A 16,732-nucleotide genomic window follows, 5' to 3' on the forward strand; every position below is an offset into this window, starting at 1 on the left:
CTTGAACGAATTATATATTTGTTTTTCATCGAACTCATCGTAGCTTAATGCTCCTTTGTGTGAGCCTAAGTTAAAGAGAGCCTTTACTTTTAAGAGTTAAAAATTTTTAGTAAAAATACCGCTCAAATTTTATTAAATCCAAATCCTCACATTCAGTTTTAAAATTTTAACGATACTCAAAAAGCTTAAAATTTCGCTCTTTATCTCGCTTGCGGGGTCGCGGCGCAGCACGCTTTCATAGACGCTGGGCTCGAAATTATCGCGCCCGGTGTGCACGAAAATATGGATCCGCCGCTCTCTGATGCTCGCCCAGATCTGCGCTCCCATCGCGTCGCCCACCGCCAAAAACCGCTCCATAAATGCGGGCGTTAGCACGTACATCGCGTTTTGCGGCTCGTCGCTAAGCACCTTGTATCGCGTGGCAAACTCCACGTTGTCCATCGCAACGGGCTTTAGACCTACGTGCTGCTTATTTTGCATCCCGCGCGGATAGATGAAAACGGGCGCGATGATGCGTTTGTTAAATTCCGTTACGAAAAACGCCCCCACGAGCTCGTGCTGCAAATTTTGATGAAAAAAGCTCACGTCGCTAAATTCAAAGCTCACCCCCTGCCACACGCCGCCCACGCGGTCGTTGCCGCGCAGATTTTCGATAAATTCGAACAGATCGCTCTGCACCACGCGCCAAAACGGCACGCTGCCGTAGGAGACGTATTTGTAGCCGAGCTCGCGCACGAAAGGCGCCAGATAGTGCTGCTTGTAGCTTTGGCGGTACCGCCCGGTAAAGATCTCTTGCATGCTTTTTACGCCGAGCGCGTAAAGCCGCGTCGCTAACCACGCCCCAAGCGCCAGCGCGGCCAAGCCTATCAGCGTCTGCGGCAAGGCTGCGGAGTATTTGAAGATCAAAAACGAGATCGCTACCGCGCCAAATTTCAAAATATTTTCCGTGCCGATGAGATCCTTTTGCCAGCCGTTTAAGTGCACCTCTTTAAGACTTACGGCGAGCGAGGCGACCGCCAGTAGCATAAGCATCGTCGCGCTAAAGCTCTGCGCGCCCTGCCTATCTGTAAAATACGCGATGACGCCGAATACTGCAAACAGCGCCACCGTGCTTACGACGACGAGCAGCTTTAGCTGCTCCACGTGCTTTTTGGCGTCCAGTCGCAGGCGCTCCAAATCGTAAATAGTCAAAATTTCGCCTTTTTTAAAATTTGCCCGCAATTTTAGCGAAATTCTGGGAATTTTGGAATTTCAAAGCTCACTCGTCCGCACATAAGGCGGATTTTTATATGAATTTCGCACAGCGCCCCAAATTTAAGGATAAATTCAAAGCTCTAAGTTTAAAATTCCGCCGTAGCAGGGCGGCACGCGGAAGTTAAATTCCAAGGTATAAATTTGCTACGTAGAATTTCAAAGCGGGATTTCCTAGCTAAATTTTTTAAAAGCAAATTTCAGTAAAATTTCACGATGCGGAATTTCAAATTAAAATTTTGCAAATTAAAATTCCGTAAAGTAAAGTTTTAAAGCGAAATCTTGCGCCAAAAACGTCGTCATTCGCAAATCAAATCATGGAGCAAAAATGAGATATATTTTCGGGCCCGTCGCCTCGCGTAGGTTCGGGCGCAGCCTCGGCATCGATCTGAGCCCGCAGCGCAAGCAGTGCAACTTCAACTGCGTCTATTGCGAGCTGGGCGCGGGCAAGCCGGTAAGTGCGATGAGCGAGCCCTGTGAGATCGGCCCGGTCATCGCCGAGCTGAAAACAGCGCTACAAAGCCATGCGGGCATTGACGTCATCACGATCACGGCAAACGGCGAGCCTACGCTGCATCCGCACTTTGCAGAGCTCGTAGACGCGCTAAAGGCGCTGCACCTGCCGCAGAAGCTGCTCGTTTTGTCAAACGGCTCACTCGTGCGCGAAAACAGCGCAGCCCTAGCGAAACTTGATATCTGCAAATTTTCGCTAGATAGCGTGCTTGCGAAAAGCTTTCGTAAGGTAGACGGCCCGCATGCAGGCATTAGCGCCGAGGATATCGTAAGCGCGATCGCGGATTTCGCGCGCAAGTTTCGCGGCGAGCTTGATATCGAAATCCTAGTCGTGCGCGGGCTAAACGATACGCAAGAGGACTTTGCGGCGCTGAATGCGGCTTTAGCTCGCATCAATCCGCACCGCGTAGATATTGGCACTATAGATCGCCCGCCCGCATACCGCGTAGAGGGGGTGAGCGAGGCGCAGCTGCGCTACCTAGCTACTTTCATCGAAAATCAAAACGTAAATATCATCGCCGCGCCCAAATACGCAAGCGAGAGGCTGAGCTTTAGTGAGGATGAAATTTTGCGCACTCTCTCGCGCCGTCCGCAGCGCACGAGCGACGTGGAGGCGATGTTTGACGAAGCGAGCGCGCAGCTTTTAAAGCGTCTCGCGGATGCTGGCAAAGTCATTTTCAAAGACGGTTTTTACGAGATCGCAAAAGGCTAGGGCGTTAAATTTTAAAAGCTCTTTTGCGGCGCGGCAAGGGAACGGCTTGAGTTTAGACGTTGTAGCAAACGGTGCTGCCGCACGCCGAGCTAGAGAGGCGGCGCAAGGAGGGCTAGCGTTAAATTTAGCGCCGAGTTGCGCCGCTGCCGCAAAGGTGCTAGCACACCCGGTTTAGGAAACGATGCTACGCGGTATGCGTTGGTCTTTAATAGGCTAAGTGCCGTTAAATTATGAAATTTATACACACGGCGCAAAGATACAGACCCCAAACGGCGCTTTTTGAGTCTCGGCGGATTATTGAAGCAGGCCGAATGGATAGCAAAAGCGAGCTTGGAGCCGCGGGAGATTGCGAAATGTACGCCTTTAAATTTAGCCTGCTTACCGTGCTTCTTTGGGTTTTTGCGTTCATTTTGGCGGATTTTAATCGTCCGCGCGCCGAATGCGCGCTCATGCACGATACTGCGCGCTCAAAGAGCTGCGATCGGATAGTATAAACGCCGTGAAATTTTATCGCATACTTCGGTCTTTAAATTTAAAATTTAGCCCGCAGAATTTTGATTGCACCGAAATTTTAACATAGATCGCGCTAAAAGCCCGCGTCATAAATCATCGCGGCCGCTAAAATTTTAATTCGCACTCGTTTTGTCGCGATAAAATTCTATGGAATTTTTTAAATGCTAGCCGCAAAATTTCAAATCGTTATGCGTCTTGCGGCGGCGCTAAAATTTTGACGCAATAGAATTCTGCAGCGGAATTTTACGCCGCTTGACGTATCCGCTAGAGAGTGTTTGGGCGATAAAATTTTACGGCAGAGCTGCGGGCAAAATTCTAAATTCCAAAGTAAAATTTCGCCCGCAAAGCCTACTGCGCAACTACTTTGTCGATCCAGTCAAAAAGCTCCTCAAGATCGTAATCGCCGCCGTGTCCTTGCCCCCAAGGCACTGCAAAATCGACGTTTTTGCCCGCGTTTTGCAAGCTAAGCGCCAAAATAACGGGAATCGCAAGCGCCGTATCGCGATCGCTCGCGCCGTGTCGGATGCGGTAAAATTTTGCGCCGTTTTCGTTGCGCACGAAGCTCATCGTATCCATCATCTCTACGATCCGCGCATCTGCGATTAGCACCCCTTTGGCGGGGTCATTCATCGCGCTAAAATCCGTAAAATGCGCCGCGTTAAATTTGGCGCCGCCGAACAGCTCGTTTTCGGGATTTTCAAGCGTGAAGCCGTCGAATGCGGGCGGGGTCTTGGCGCGCGGCTCGGAGGTCGCATAGCCCCAAAATAGCATATGCGATTGCGACGCGTCGTCCTTGATCTTTGCAGCGAGGTATATGGGCGCCTTCGCGCGCGGATTTTTCGCCGCAAAATTAGCAAACGAGGCCGATATGAGCCCGTTTATGTAATCTTTGAAGCTGCCGTCGCCGTTTTTATCCAGGCTTAGCGCGCGGCCGTCTCCGTCCTTTAAGCTTAGCGAGTTCAGATAGGCGGGGAATTGCGCCTTTAGCTCGTCTGAAATTTTAATCTGCGCTGTGCTTAGTTTGCCGCTTAGCATCTTGCGCGCGGGCTTTGCAGCGCTTTGATTTGCGCCTTTTTTGGAATTTTTTTCAGCGCCGCTAGAATTTTCGCCGCGCTCGTTAAATCCCGCTGCATCAAGCCCGCTAAAATCCATCTTTTCATATTCGCTCTGCGCGCCGAACATCCACTCATACGCCGCGTCCGCGTGCTTTAGATTTGTGATCGGACAGTATGCGGACGCCGCGTAAATTTTATCGCTCGCCTTTGCGGCACCCAGCTCCTGCAGATATGGCTCGTACGCGGCCTCGTCCCCGCTCGCTCCTAAAAGCGCCGAGAGCGCTCCGCCCGCGCTCGTGCCGTTTGAGACGATCTTGTTTGCATCCCCGGGCATCGCCGCGTCGTTAAATTTCAGATACCGCACGGCGGCTTTTAGATCGACGATCGCTGCGGGCGCCTTGCCGATATAATCGCCATTTGCGCTCTTTAGCGTGCGTCCGCGCACTGCAGGAGCGGCTACGACGTAACCGCGCGAAAGCGCCGTAGCGATCGCGTTTGGCTTGCCGCTTTCGTCTATTTTGACCTCGCCTGCTTCGCCCGGCATGTAGCCGCCCACGCCGTTTGGCAAAAATATCGGCGCGCTCGCGGCGTCAAATTTGCCGCTCTTGCGCCCCTCAAAATACTGCTGCGGGATGAAGATATTCATGCTCTGATAGCGCGCGCTTACGGGTCTAGCGACGTAGATTATGTTTTTGTAAGCGCGAAATTTTATCTTTTTGCCGCCTACGATCACGCTTTCTTGCGTAAAATTTGCGGCGTTAAATTTCAGATCTATTTGTGCGCTCTGCGCCGCAGCCTCGGCGTTTAGGCTTAGCGCGCCGCAAAGCATCGCAGCAGCGCCTAAAGCAAGGGATTTCTTACTCATTGAAGTATCCTTTATATTTTAATATTGCCGCTTTTTAGCCATTCAAGCAGCTTAGTGACAAAGCTAATTTTAGCAAAACTCGGCGAATACTTAAATCCGCTGCGTGCCTAAATTTTGAAATTTAAACGCAAAGGCATCTGCAAGTTGAAAGAAATTTTAAACTCGAAGTGTTATTTTAGTGGGTATTTGCAATCCGCCGCCGCAAAAGCTAGCTGCATCAAATTCTGCTCGCTAATTCATAAGCTTGAGCTGCGTTTCAAAGGCGGATTTGGGGTAGAGGCCGATGAGTTTTTTGACCGCTTTGCCGTTCTTATCGTAGATCACCGACGTGGGGGTGCCGAAAATGCCGCCTACGATGGTTTCAAAGTATTTTACGGAGTTTGCGCCGCTGACGCTTGGGAATTTTATCCCCTTTTCGCGGGCGACCGCGGCGTCGGCTTCCAGACCTTTACCGTCGCCTAAAACGCCGATAATTAGCGCGTCGCCGCTAGCTTGCAGCTCGTTTAGCGTGGGCACTTGGGCTTTGCACGCGCCGCAGCTGCTGGTGTAGAAAAATAGCACGAACGGCTTGTCGTTGCCCTCGATCTTTAGCGTGCGCTTGGAGGGATCGAACTTGGAGGCGAGCGAGGTGCCGTCACTGCTTAGATGGTGTTTCCATCCGTCGCAGCCTGCGAGCAGCAGCGCGAGCACGGCGGCGACAACTTTTAAATTTAAAAATTTTATCATCTAAAACCCGCCTTCGGGCACGCTAAATCGGCCTTTAAATTTGCATTTGAAATTTTAAAATTTACGGCGCGATCTCTGTCGGAATTTATGTCGCTATCCGCACTAGAATTTATGCCGTGACACATGGCGCGATCCATGTCGCAATCCGCGTCCGTAGCGTTTCGGCTTTTAAAATTTAGACTTTTAAAATTTTTACCCACTCCGCTCGGCGTCGCAACGGCGCTTGATCTTTCTAGGCAAACGGCTTCGGCGGGACGTGCGCAGCAAAGAGCCGCGCCTGCTAGCGCGAGCCTTAGGCGGATCCAAAAAGAGCGCGCGGCGCAGGCGGTGAAATTTTTAAATTTTAACGTAGCTTTATTTTTCATCATGCGAGCCAAATTTTACGCACTCTGATCTTCGCCGCCAGAGCTTTGCGAGGCGGGATTTTGCTCGCTCGCAGCTTCGGCGCTAGAGCTTTGCGAAGTGCTTTGGCTTAAATCGTGATCTAAAATTTTATCCTGCGAGCCTAGATGATGTTTCATCGTGCTTTGATCCAAAAGTTCTATTCGATCGAGCTTGCCGTGTCTTAGGCGTACCACTTTGTCGGCGAATTTACCGAGCTCTTCGTTGTGCGTGACCAAAAGCAGCGTCTTGCCCTCGCTGCGAAGCGTCTGAAAGAGCTGCAAAACCACGCGCTCGTTGGCCTCGTCGAGGTTGCCCGTAGGTTCGTCGGCGATGATGATGTCGGGATCATTGATGAGTGCGCGCGCGATGCAGACACGCTGCTGCTCGCCGCCGCTAAGCTCGCTAGGGCGGTGCGTGATGCGGTGTCCGAGCCCTACTTTCTCAAGTGCTGCCTTGGCGCTGTCCTCGTCCACGCAGCTGTGGTAGTATTGATTTAACATAACGTTTTCGACGGCCGTTAGATAGGGGATTAGGTGAAACTGCTGAAACACGAGACCGATCTTTTTGCGGCGAAATTCTAAAATTTGCTCGTCGTTTAGCGCGCTCGCGTCGGCTCCGCCTAGGATGTATCTGCCTGCGGTGGGGGTATCCATCAGGCTTAGGATATTTACGAGCGTGCTCTTGCCGCTGCCGCTTGGGCCCATTATGCTGACCCACTCGCCGCTTAAAACGTCGAAGCTGATATTATCGAGTGCCTTGACCTCGCCGAAGTATTTGCAGATGCCTTCAAATTTTAAAATTTCCATGTCATTCCCTTAATAGATTCGCTAAATTCGGATTCAGCGCCTTTTTGATCGGATAGTAGCTTGCCGCGAGCGCAAAAATCAGGCTCAGCGCGACCGCCGCGAAGAGGCTAATCAGCCTAAAATCCACGCTGCTTGAAAATATCAGATGCCCGAGCAAGATCGCTAGCAGGTATCCCACGAATACTCCAGCTAGCGAGCCTGCGACGCAGACGGTTAAAATTTCGCTCAGGATTAGGTGGAGCAAATTTTGTTTACTCGCGCCGATTGCACGGATGAGCGCGAACTCTTTGATCCGCGAAAGCAGAATCGAGCTAAGGCTCGTGTTGATGCAGACCGAGGTGATCAGAAGGATCGTAATGCCGATAAGAAGCATCAAAAGCTTGATTTTATTTAAGATGATGCCCTGAGTCTTGGATACCTTGCCGATCGGCGCGAAGCTCATCTGAGCGTCGCTTAGGCTTTTTGAAATTTCGCTAAGCTGCTTAAAATCGCCGCTTACGATCGCTTCGGCGTAATTTACCTGCGCAGGCTGATTTAAAATTTTTTGCGCCAGCGGCAGCGAGATTAGCAGCATGCCGTCCTCTTTCTGCCCGTCATAGACGATGCCTTTTATCTTTACCTTGCTCGTTTCGTTTGAGCCGATCGGCGTAATCTCGATACTATCGCCGAGTTTCGCGCCCAAAAGCTTGGCGAGATCTTGGCCGATGAGCGCGTTTTTATCGTCGAAATCCACGCCTATAAACGAGCCCTCTTTGAGATCCAAAAACGGCATCGTATCGCGCAGAGAGGAGAAATTTACCCCCATGATGATGCCTGAGTTTACGCCTAAATTTGCGCTACCGAAAAGGTATTTATTCGCGCTTTTTAATGCCGGGATTTTAGCGAACTTCGCATCGAGCGCCGCTTCGTCCATATGGGAATTTTCTAAATTTGCGGGGCTCACGATTAAATTTGCGCCGTAGCTGTTTAGCTCGCTGGCGACCTTTTTATCGATGTCGGCGTAGATATTTACGAACGCCGCGCAAACCGCGCTGCCTAGCATGATCGCGACGAAAATCACGAAGCTGCGGATGCCGCTGTTGATGATACTTTTAAAGATCGCGCCTCTAAAAAACGCGCCGTTATTTCCTACCATAAAGCACCTCCGCAGGCAGTAGTTTGATTACTCCGCGTAGCGGCAAGATCGAGCCGATAATGCAAATAAGAAGTCCAAAGACGATGCTAAGCGGAAAGACCATCAGCGATACGCCGATAAAGGAGCCAAAAATTTGATACGCGATCGCCCAGCTAAGCGCGTAGCCCACGACTGCGCCCACGAGTGAGCTTGCTACGCAGATGACGAAAATTTCAGCGGCGAACTGGATATAGATCATAAAGTTGCTCGCTCCCAGCGCCTTAAGCAAGCCGATCTCTTTTTTGCGCTTGTAAATTTCGCTGCTTAGCAGGCTCGTGATGCAGATGCTTGAGATTAGCAGCGATAGAATGCTTACGACGCCCATTAAATTTTGAATTTTTTTCGTAATGCCGCTTTGAGCTTCGCTGACGCTAAGCACCGCCTTAGCGGTCGCGTTTGGATACTCCTCGGTGATTTGATATGCGATGGAGCTTACGTATGCCGAGCAGTACCAGGTATCGTATTCTGTGGCGTCTAGATTATCGAGGCTCCTTCTTGCCTTTACGGACAGATCGTCTTCCGGGATAGTCATGGCGCTGACTTCTGCCTTGGCGATGAGGCCCTCTTTGTGCGTTAGCTTTTGCACCAGAGATAAATTTGCGATCAGCTTTTTGGCTTCATCCTCCGCGCCGTGCAAAATTCCTACGACCTTAACCTCATAATCTCTAAGCTTAATCGTATCGCCGATCTTTAGCCCCAGCGCGTCTCCTGCAAGCACCTCGTCATCAGCGCCGTCCTTTACCCACTGCCCCTCTACGCTCCAAAACGGATAGAGCGAGCGCACGCCCGATCTGAAATCAGGCTCGTCGCTAACGCCCACGTCCCTTTCAAAGTAGGTTCCCACGACGTCGTAATCTCCTGCGCGGGTAGTTAAAAAGGGCGCAAAGGCGGTGATATTGTTGCGCCAAAAAATTTCTTTGATCTTATGCAGCTCGCTCTCTTTTAAGAAATCGTCATTCTTAAGCGGAGAGTATTCGCGCCCACCGATCTCGATGCTTAGGCTTTGCGAGCGCGGTAGCACTACGATATTTGAGCCATAGCTGCGTAGCTCCTTAGCGACCTCATCGCCGATTTTTAGCGTGATATTTAGCATGCAGGCGATCAGCGAGACCGATAAAAATATGGTCAAAAACGCTAGAATTTTGCTATCCCTGGAGTTTAAAATGGAGGATTTGATGATGCGTAAAAACATTATTTAAGCTCCTTTAGCGTGCCGTTTTCATCTACATAGCGCTCGGGGTGTGCGGTAAAGGCGTTTGCATTCGCTTCGCTTTCAAAAAAGTAGGTGCGTCCGTAGTAAAGATAGCTAAATTTAGAGGTGTTTAAAATTTCTTTTCTACTGACCGGATCGATCACCTTTTTATCCACGATCTCCGAGAAATAGGACGCGCCGTCTTCAATCGTCTTAAGCGCGATAACGATATTTTGCCCCTCTAGCTTATAATCCAGCGGGATCGGATTGCAGCCGCCCAGCTTGCCGACGCTAGGCAAAAATATCCTCACGTTGCAAGCGATACAGATGAGCTCGTCGCCTTTTTTGATATAGCCCATATCGCCGCAGATCGAGCACGCGTCAAAAACCGCGACCGGAGCAAATTTGTCCGTGAAGCGGTTTAGTAGAAAAAACCTGACCTTATGCCCGTCGTCGGTAACGTAGGCAAAGCGGTGCAGCTTGCCATCTTTTACGATGTTTGCATCGATTATGAATTCCGCGCCTTGCGGCTCGATGATCTTAGGCTCATCGATCGTAGGCGGTTTTGAAGCGACCAAGATATAATAAAGCCCCAAAAAGCTGATTAAAATCCCAAGCGATAAGATCAGGCTAAAATCTCTAAAAATGGCGAATCTGCCTGCTTTAACCTCTCTAAATTTTATAATGTCCGCTTCGCGAGGCACTCGACTTGGCGCACGAAATGCCGTAAGCAGCGCAATTAGCGCGGCTATAAGGCAAAGAGCTAGCGTCAGATAGGAGTTGTTGTAGTGGATGATTTTGGCGATGACGCTTAGAAACTCGGACGAGCCGATCGCGTTTGAAAGCCCTTCAAAACCCTTCGCGGCTAGAGCTTTGGGCGCGTCTGCCTGGCGCAGATCAAGACCCAAAAAGCCGATTTTAGCGATAAAGGCAAACGCCCACGCAAGGGTGAACGACGCCAGCCTCGCGCCTCTGCCGGTGCGAGCCAAAACCGCGCGGTAAATGAAATAGAATAAAATGAGCGCCAGCGCACCTAAAATCGCCATAAAGAGGTTAGTTAGGCTGAAGCTGTCCAGCAGCTCGCCGGAGAAAATTTTAAAATTCATCCCTATGAAGCGGTATTCAAATCCATACGCGCAACCAAGAGCAAAAATAACTATAGCGGTTAGATAGAATCGCTTAAGCCTAAACGCAAACAGTAGCGCGAGCAGCGTCAAGAGCGCGAGCGCGTCAAATATAATCTTGCCTGTATCGGCGTTTGCCGAGCGCGCAAATGCGCTAAAGCACAGCGCCCCGAATGCAGCTCCTAAAAGCGCGGGCAAAAACGATGCGCTGATAAAGCGCCTGCCGCCCAGATACGCGCTTAAAAACGCGAGCGGAAACAGAGCCAAGCTAACGTGATAAAAAAATATCGTCATTAAAAATCCTCATCGAGCCTAATGCGCGTAAATCGCCTATAATTGCTTAAATTTTAAAATTTTAAAACCTACGCCATTTTGTAAATTTTAAAATTTCAAATCAGCCCGCAAAAAGTTCGCAGCAATAGAGCCGCCCGCAAAGAGAAATTTCGCCTCGCTATTGCTTTGGTTTTGTCTCACCCTCGCGACGTGCTAAATTTTAAAATTTTGCCGCAACTAAAAGATTCGTAAGCTTAAACGCATTAAAGCAAAAACGATGCGCTTTGGCTGCGGCGTAATGGCAAATTTAAACGGGCTAAAGTAACTGCCTTAAATTTAAAGCGTGCGGCTAAACCCAATACCGCTAGAGCTCCGCCAAAACGGACTCGGCGGAGCCATCTATGATTACTCTTTAGGAGCGCCTGTGTATTGGAAGGTGTATTTAACCGAGAACGGCTCCCACCATTTGCCTACGCCGGTCGCTTTGTCTGCGTGGCGGCCAAATCCGTTGGCGCTTGGATTTTCGATGTTATAGGTTAGCTCGTAGTTGCCTACACCGTTTACCATCTTGATATTAGCACCGTAGTGAGGGCCGTCGCTAGCTACCATCGGCATGAAATTTCCCTTTTGAATCTTACCTGTGTCTAGGTTTTTAAGCACGTAAGCGATCTTTAGGTAAGGGATCCACTCGCCCTCGCCAAATCCGTTTGCGTTGCCTTTGATAGCGTGGATGTCCGCCTCAAGGTGGATGTCCGCCTTGCTAGGAGCTAGATCGATGCCTTTAGGCTCCATATCGATAGGCTGAAGATACACAGCAGCGATCTCCATTCCATTTTGCTCAATCGGCTCGCCGATCGGATGCTCTCCTGCCATTGCTATAACAGAGGCTAAGCTTAGCGCCAACATACCTGAAAAAATCTTTTTCATCTTTTCTCTCCTTATTAAGATTTGTTTTTTTGCTTATTTTTTAAGATCAAAATTCCTGCGATTAGAAGCACGATCATCACCGCTTGCGGCACTAGACTCTGGACATAAGGATAAAATCCGATCCACGTAATCGTAGGAAGCCCGTCTATCACCGTAGGCACGAATACCTTGCCCTCGACTAGCTCCATCACGCCCTTACCCACAAATACGACGGACATATAAAAGATAATGACTGACGTAGCGATGAAAAATGGCTTGATAGCGATTTTAAGCGAGAATTTTTTGATGACGATATAAACTATGATAAGAGCCGCTAGACCCGCTACAAAGCCTGCTGCTACCATGCTAGTAGCTGCTGGACTTTTAGCATCGAAAAGTAGTGCTAGATAAAATAGCACCGTCTCTGCGCCCTCGCGATAAACCGCTAAAAATACCGTCCACCAAAGCATCTTGCTATCGCCAGAGCTTAGGCTGCTTGAAATTTGACCTTGGATATAGGCGGTCCATTTTTTGGAGTTTGCATTTGAAAGAAGCCAAAATCCCACGTAAAATAGCAACACCACGGCGATTAACATCACCGCGCCCTCCATCACTTCGCGCGTCTGCCCCGCGTTTTCGCTACCGAAGATATAATTTAGTCCATAAGCCGTGGCAATACTTAGCACGACCGCGACGCCAAGAGCACTGTAAACGATATTTAGGTGCTTTGAGTTGCCGGATTTTATAAGTAGAGCGATGACCGCGGCTACGATGATGAGCGCTTCAAATCCTTCGCGCAAGATGATGATAAACGCGTATAAGAATAGATCCCAGTTGCTTGATTTCTTCGTTAGCTCTAGACTTTGGGTAAGCTGATCAAATAGCTTATTTTGCGCTGCTACGATCTGCTCTTTGGAAGCACCCGCGCGCATAAGAGCCGAAATTTTATTAAAGCTTGCTTCGGTGTCTAGCTTGAGTTGAGTATTTTTAGCACCGACGATATTCTCCATGCCGCTCTCTTCGTATTCGTCGAAGTAGATATTGCCGCTTTCGTCAATCGCATCATCAACCTTGCCGCTTTCGTAAAGCTGCAAAACCTTAGCCATTTTGTCTTTGATATTTTGCACAATCGGCGTAAAATCCTTGCCCTCATCCTCGCTAGTATCGCTTTGTGCTAACGCAGTCTGCGGCGCTATGGAGTAGCTTTCTTGCGGCAAATCATTTACGGCTTTTAATGCTAGATTATCTAGGGCGTTTATCGCTTCGTCAAATTTTGATTTGTCTGTATCCGCATCCTCGCGCAAGAGATTTCCGATAATTTGCTGGATTGATTGATCGGTCTGAGACGAGACATATTTTCGCACCGCCTCCTCTAGACGTTCGTTGCGGTAGATATCAAATTTCGCGCGATTTAGCGCAGCTTTTAGCGCAGCAGAGTCTTTCTTATCAAACGCAGCTTTAGCGTTATCCAGCTCAGTTTTAAATTCCGTATAGACGCTCATCCAAGGCGAAGTTGTGCCGGATGCTGCGGAATTCCCGCCTGAGGCTGGCGCAGAAGTGCTGCCGTCGCCTCCGTCTTGATACTCGGCTACGAGACGATGACCAGATTCAATCACAGGCAGAACCTCGTCAATCTCGCGATTTAGATTATCGATCATTGCTTGGATCTCATTTAGAGGCTTTTCTGCTTTGATCGCTTTACGGATATCGCCGAATTGCTTCTCCATATCGTAGGATTTTTTCTGACTTAAATTTATGCGAATGCCGGCTTCTAGATTTTCAAAATGCCCAAAATACGCCTCTTGAGTTATCTTTCTAGCCTCAGAATTATTGCCATCGACATAAAGCTTGATCGCTTGAGCAAATTTCTCTTTTATCGTCGCTGCTTCCGCGCGATAATCCGTATCTGCAAAAAGCATAGCAAGCGGAAAAATTAGAGCTAAAACCGCAAATTTAAAAAATTTCATCTGAACCTTCTTAAGTTAAATTTATACATTAAATTTCAAAATTAAGTAGCAATTATATGTAGAAAAATCTTAAAAAGTAATAAAAAAAGCGGTTATCATAAAGCACGAAAGCGGCTAAATTCTCAATTGCAAGAGCTTTTTGATAGATGAAATTTAATAGAATTTAGGATATGGCGGAATTTTAAATGGCAGTCGGATTTTACTCCGACTGCTAAAATTTTAGTGAAGTTTCGACCAAATTTTACTTTTCCAAAGACCTGCAAAAACAGAAAGGATCAAGAAATAGATCATAATATTTATGGTTGTAGCTTCACGCTCAGCTTTTTTGCTGTCGCCTACGTCAGCCAGATACTCCACGACCTTGGCTTCAGCGTTTTCGTTCAAGCCTACGCGCGGCATCGAAGTGCCTGGAAGCTTCTTTTGCGTATCATTGATAAACTCGTGCAGATAGTTGGCGCCCTTAGAACGGATCATCATCGAAAGATCAGGAGGCGTCGAGCCCATATACGCAGCCAAGCTAGCCTTGTCGCTGGATGCAAAGAGCTTATCATATTTGACGTCGTGGCATCTTAGACAAGCATCCTCAAAAACCGCCTTGCTTAAAAGGAATTTTTTCTGCGCTTCATTTAGTTCGGTGCCTTGCTTGATGCCGCTAGCAGCAGCCTCAGAGGCGATTAGCTTATCCTCGCTAGGAGCGAGTGATTTTAGATAGGCTACGATATCGGCGATCTCTTGATTTAGATCACCGCCCGCACCGAAAAACCCGGGCATCGGGAAAGGCTTTTCGTCGCCAAATTTCTGATCTAGCTTAAGAGCCATGATCGGATCTTTGATGAGTGCTGCTAAGAATTTATCGGTGTATAGATAGCCTGCGCTGCTAAGATCCGGAGGATTGACGCCGTATGCGGCACTAGCGCTTGCCGCGTCCATAGGAGCGGGGATATTTGCACTTTTTACTCCATGACATGCGGTGCAGCCTGCATTTGTAAAGGTTTCAGCGCCGCGCACGGCATCGCCTTTGCTAAGATCGATTTTATTTATCTCGTCCCAAAAAAGCACCGTTTTGTCTTGTTGCTCTTTCGCGCTGGCAAGGACTTTTTTAGAATTTTTTATCATCGTCTCATCTCCGCCCTTTTCAGCTGCGGCCAAAGCGCTTTCTGCTGCGGCTACGTTATGCGCGGCTAAAGCCGTATCGCCTGCTGCAAAGTCATAATTTACCGGATCGGTGTGCGGACTGAGCTTAGTATGAGCATAAGGCTCGACAAACCAGTATAAAATTCCCACACAAAAAAGCACTAAGATTAGGGTTCTTATCTCTTTCATGGCTAGACCCTCTTTCTTTCTGCGATTGTAATTAGTGGAAGCACTACGACAAGCAATCCGATATAGATGATCGATAGGGCAAAGCCCCAGTATTTATTTTCGATACCGAGCTCCATACCGTCTGCAGGAAGCTTGCCGAAAAGGCTAAGCAGGATCATGTCGATTACCAAAACCCAGAACCAGATGAAAAACGCCTTGTTTTTATGCGCGGGTGCTACTACACTGCTGCGATCAAATAGCGGTATGAAAAATAGCGAAACTCCGGCGAATGCAAATGCGATAAGCCCGATGTCAGCAGCCTTAAGCGACCCTACGTCGAAGTAAAATCCGCGCAGAATTTCATACTCCCAAAGGAAGTACCATTCCGGATAGATATGCGTTGGGGTTTTGAGGCTGTTTGCTGGCTCGAAATTTATCGGATCCATCGCAAAATCGAAGTGAAAGCCCACTAGATAAAAGAAAAATATCATAAAGATACTGACGTAGAAAAAATCCTTCGCCAAAAAGCCCGGCCAAAACGGAATTACCTTGCTTTCGCTAGTTTTTCCTTGCAGATACTTCTCGCCTTCGAGCTCAAAGTCAATCTCCTCGCCGTCTAGGTTATTTACATGCGGAAATCTAAGCGAATAAAAATGCACTGCCAGCACCGCAACCACCACGAGAGGCAGCAAACAGACATGAAGCATAAAAAATCGCGTCAGCGTTGGATCACTAACAGCATAATCGCCGCGAATCCATTCGACTATCGCGTCGCCAACTACTGGAATTCCGCCGAATAAATTCGTAATAACCATCGCCGCCCAGTAACTCATCTGCCCCCAAGGAAGCATATATCCGCTGAAAGCCTCAGCCGAAAAGATGATGAAAAGCAGCATTCCGCTTACCCAAATCATCTCTCGTCCTTGCTTATACGAGCGGTAATAAATAGCTACTAAAGTATGAATGTATAAGATCAAAAATACAACTGATGCCGATACCGCGTGGATATGACGCCATAGCCAGCCGTATTCGACCTCTTTCATAATCGTGAAATTTACGCTATCAAATGCAAGATTTACATCCGGCTTATAATACATCACGAGCATTAGTCCACTAACGAACAAAACTATAAATAGCGTCATCAAAATAACGCCCATCGCCCAAAGGAAGCTGATATTTTTAGGAATCCAATACTCGCTTACCATCACCTTGAAAAATTTCGTTACGGCGAGCCTTTGGTCGAACCAATCCCAAACTCCCGTAGCTTTTCTGATATGTGCCATCTGCGCCTCCTATGCTTTCTGCTTTAGGGCCTGGTATTCGGGACCCTCTTCGCCTAAAACGAGTTTCGTTCCGTCGATTTTAAAGGGCGGTATATCCATAGGACGCGGCGGCGGACCGAACACATTTACGCCGTTAGCATCGAAAATCCCACCGTGACATGCACAGATGAACTGTTGCGTCGATGGCTTGTAGCTGGGAATACAGCCCAAATGCGTACAAAGCCCTATGCAAAGCGTATATCTAGCATCCCCTACGACGACGTCACGGGCATCGTTTTTAGGCATATCGGCGGTCTTTTTAAGCACGAAAATCGGCTTTTTGCGCCACTGCGTTTGATAAAGCTCGCCCTCTTTGATCGGACTTAAATCTACCGTAGTGACGCCGGCGGCGCGCACGCTAGGTAACGGATCCCACGATTTCTTCATCCCCACGAGTGCGAAAACGCCACCCACAGCGGCAACCGCGCCGAAAGTAAGCCCGATAAAGCTTCGTCTATCCTGTTTTAGATCAGACATCTTTATCCTTTCAAATTAAGAAATTGATAAGTGTCAATTTTAGCCAAATAAAGATTAAATCAATATGATTATAAGCAGAAATTTAGCTTAATCTTGCAAGCTAAATTATATTTTAAGATAATTTTAATGCCTAGCGAGGCGTTTTCGCAGTTTAAAATTTTATAAATTTT

The 16,732-nt window shown here is 48.4% G+C and carries 15 protein-coding genes and 1 pseudogene; 3 read left to right on the forward strand and 13 right to left on the reverse strand.

Translation table 11 applies throughout. From position 1 onward, the window contains the following. Positions 1–132 precede the first annotated feature (132 nt). Positions 133–1,191: a DUF3137 domain-containing protein gene (locus Q0620_RS09965; protein WP_298784922.1), complete on the reverse strand. Its 1,059-nt coding sequence runs from the start codon at positions 1,189–1,191 to the stop codon at positions 133–135. Between the two features lie 388 nt (positions 1,192–1,579). Here Q0620_RS09965 and Q0620_RS09970 point away from each other — a divergent pair, with 388 nt between their 5' ends. The 3 genes from Q0620_RS09970 to Q0620_RS09980 all read left to right on the forward strand — a co-directional run bounded on the left by Q0620_RS09970 (position 1,580) and on the right by Q0620_RS09980 (position 2,970). Continuing rightward, positions 1,580–2,476 (forward strand): radical SAM protein, encoded by an 897-nt coding sequence (locus tag Q0620_RS09970; RefSeq protein ID WP_298784924.1) that lies wholly within the window; start codon positions 1,580–1,582, stop codon positions 2,474–2,476. Positions 2,477–2,522: 46 nt separating this feature from the next. Further along, a complete protein-coding gene (locus Q0620_RS09975) occupies positions 2,523–2,651 on the forward strand; it encodes a hypothetical protein (RefSeq protein ID WP_298784926.1) in 129 nt (42 codons plus the stop codon). Between the two features lie 136 nt (positions 2,652–2,787). Next, entirely contained in the window at positions 2,788–2,970 is a 183-nt protein-coding gene (locus tag Q0620_RS09980; protein ID WP_298784928.1) for a hypothetical protein, read from the forward strand. A gap of 367 nt (positions 2,971–3,337) precedes the next feature. Here the strand turns inward: Q0620_RS09980 and Q0620_RS09985 are convergent, their stop codons facing one another. From Q0620_RS09985 to petA, 12 genes and pseudogenes are all read right to left on the reverse strand, one after another. Further along, positions 3,338–4,909, reverse strand: coding sequence for a subtype B tannase (locus Q0620_RS09985; RefSeq protein ID WP_298784930.1), 1,572 nt, complete (start codon positions 4,907–4,909; stop codon positions 3,338–3,340). A 231-nt stretch (positions 4,910–5,140) separates the two neighbouring features. Beyond that, positions 5,141–5,635, reverse strand: coding sequence for a TlpA disulfide reductase family protein (locus tag Q0620_RS09990; RefSeq protein WP_298784932.1), 495 nt, complete (start codon positions 5,633–5,635; stop codon positions 5,141–5,143). Beyond that, entirely contained in the window at positions 5,632–6,000 is a 369-nt protein-coding gene (locus Q0620_RS09995) for a hypothetical protein (RefSeq protein WP_298784934.1), read from the reverse strand. The genes Q0620_RS09990 and Q0620_RS09995 overlap by 4 nt, the downstream gene beginning before the upstream one ends. Before the next feature lie 186 nt (positions 6,001–6,186). After that, positions 6,187–6,825 (reverse strand): annotated as a pseudogene (locus tag Q0620_RS10000) (ABC transporter ATP-binding protein); the annotation flags it as partial. A 1-nt stretch (position 6,826) separates the two neighbouring features. Further along, positions 6,827–7,960, reverse strand: coding sequence for an FtsX-like permease family protein (locus tag Q0620_RS10005; protein WP_005869323.1), 1,134 nt, complete (start codon positions 7,958–7,960; stop codon positions 6,827–6,829). Then, positions 7,947–9,191, reverse strand: a complete 1,245-nt coding sequence (locus Q0620_RS10010) for an ABC transporter permease (RefSeq protein WP_298784936.1) — start codon at positions 9,189–9,191, stop codon at positions 7,947–7,949. Before Q0620_RS10010 ends, Q0620_RS10005 begins: the two co-directional genes overlap by 14 nt. After that, positions 9,191–10,609 (reverse strand): Fe-S-containing protein, encoded by a 1,419-nt coding sequence (locus Q0620_RS10015; protein ID WP_298784938.1) that lies wholly within the window; start codon positions 10,607–10,609, stop codon positions 9,191–9,193. The genes Q0620_RS10010 and Q0620_RS10015 overlap by 1 nt, the downstream gene beginning before the upstream one ends. 384 nt (positions 10,610–10,993) lie before the next feature. Further along, entirely contained in the window at positions 10,994–11,515 is a 522-nt protein-coding gene (locus Q0620_RS10020) for an iron transporter (RefSeq protein ID WP_005869331.1), read from the reverse strand. A gap of 14 nt (positions 11,516–11,529) precedes the next feature. Further along, complete coding sequence (locus Q0620_RS10025; RefSeq protein WP_298784940.1) at positions 11,530–13,461, reverse strand: FTR1 family protein; 1,932 nt, start codon at positions 13,459–13,461, stop codon at positions 11,530–11,532. A gap of 219 nt (positions 13,462–13,680) precedes the next feature. After that, positions 13,681–14,784 (reverse strand): c-type cytochrome, encoded by a 1,104-nt coding sequence (locus Q0620_RS10030; protein WP_298784942.1) that lies wholly within the window; start codon positions 14,782–14,784, stop codon positions 13,681–13,683. Between the two features lie 2 nt (positions 14,785–14,786). Continuing rightward, positions 14,787–16,046: a cytochrome bc complex cytochrome b subunit gene (locus tag Q0620_RS10035; protein WP_298784944.1), complete on the reverse strand. Its 1,260-nt coding sequence runs from the start codon at positions 16,044–16,046 to the stop codon at positions 14,787–14,789. Between the two features lie 9 nt (positions 16,047–16,055). Further along, positions 16,056–16,562 (reverse strand): ubiquinol-cytochrome c reductase iron-sulfur subunit, encoded by a 507-nt coding sequence (petA, locus tag Q0620_RS10040; protein WP_298784946.1) that lies wholly within the window; start codon positions 16,560–16,562, stop codon positions 16,056–16,058. Positions 16,563–16,732 lie beyond the last annotated feature (170 nt).

Origin of the sequence: uncultured Campylobacter sp. (assembly GCF_938017615.1) — a bacterium.
Lineage (GTDB): Bacteria > Campylobacterota > Campylobacteria > Campylobacterales > Campylobacteraceae > Campylobacter_B.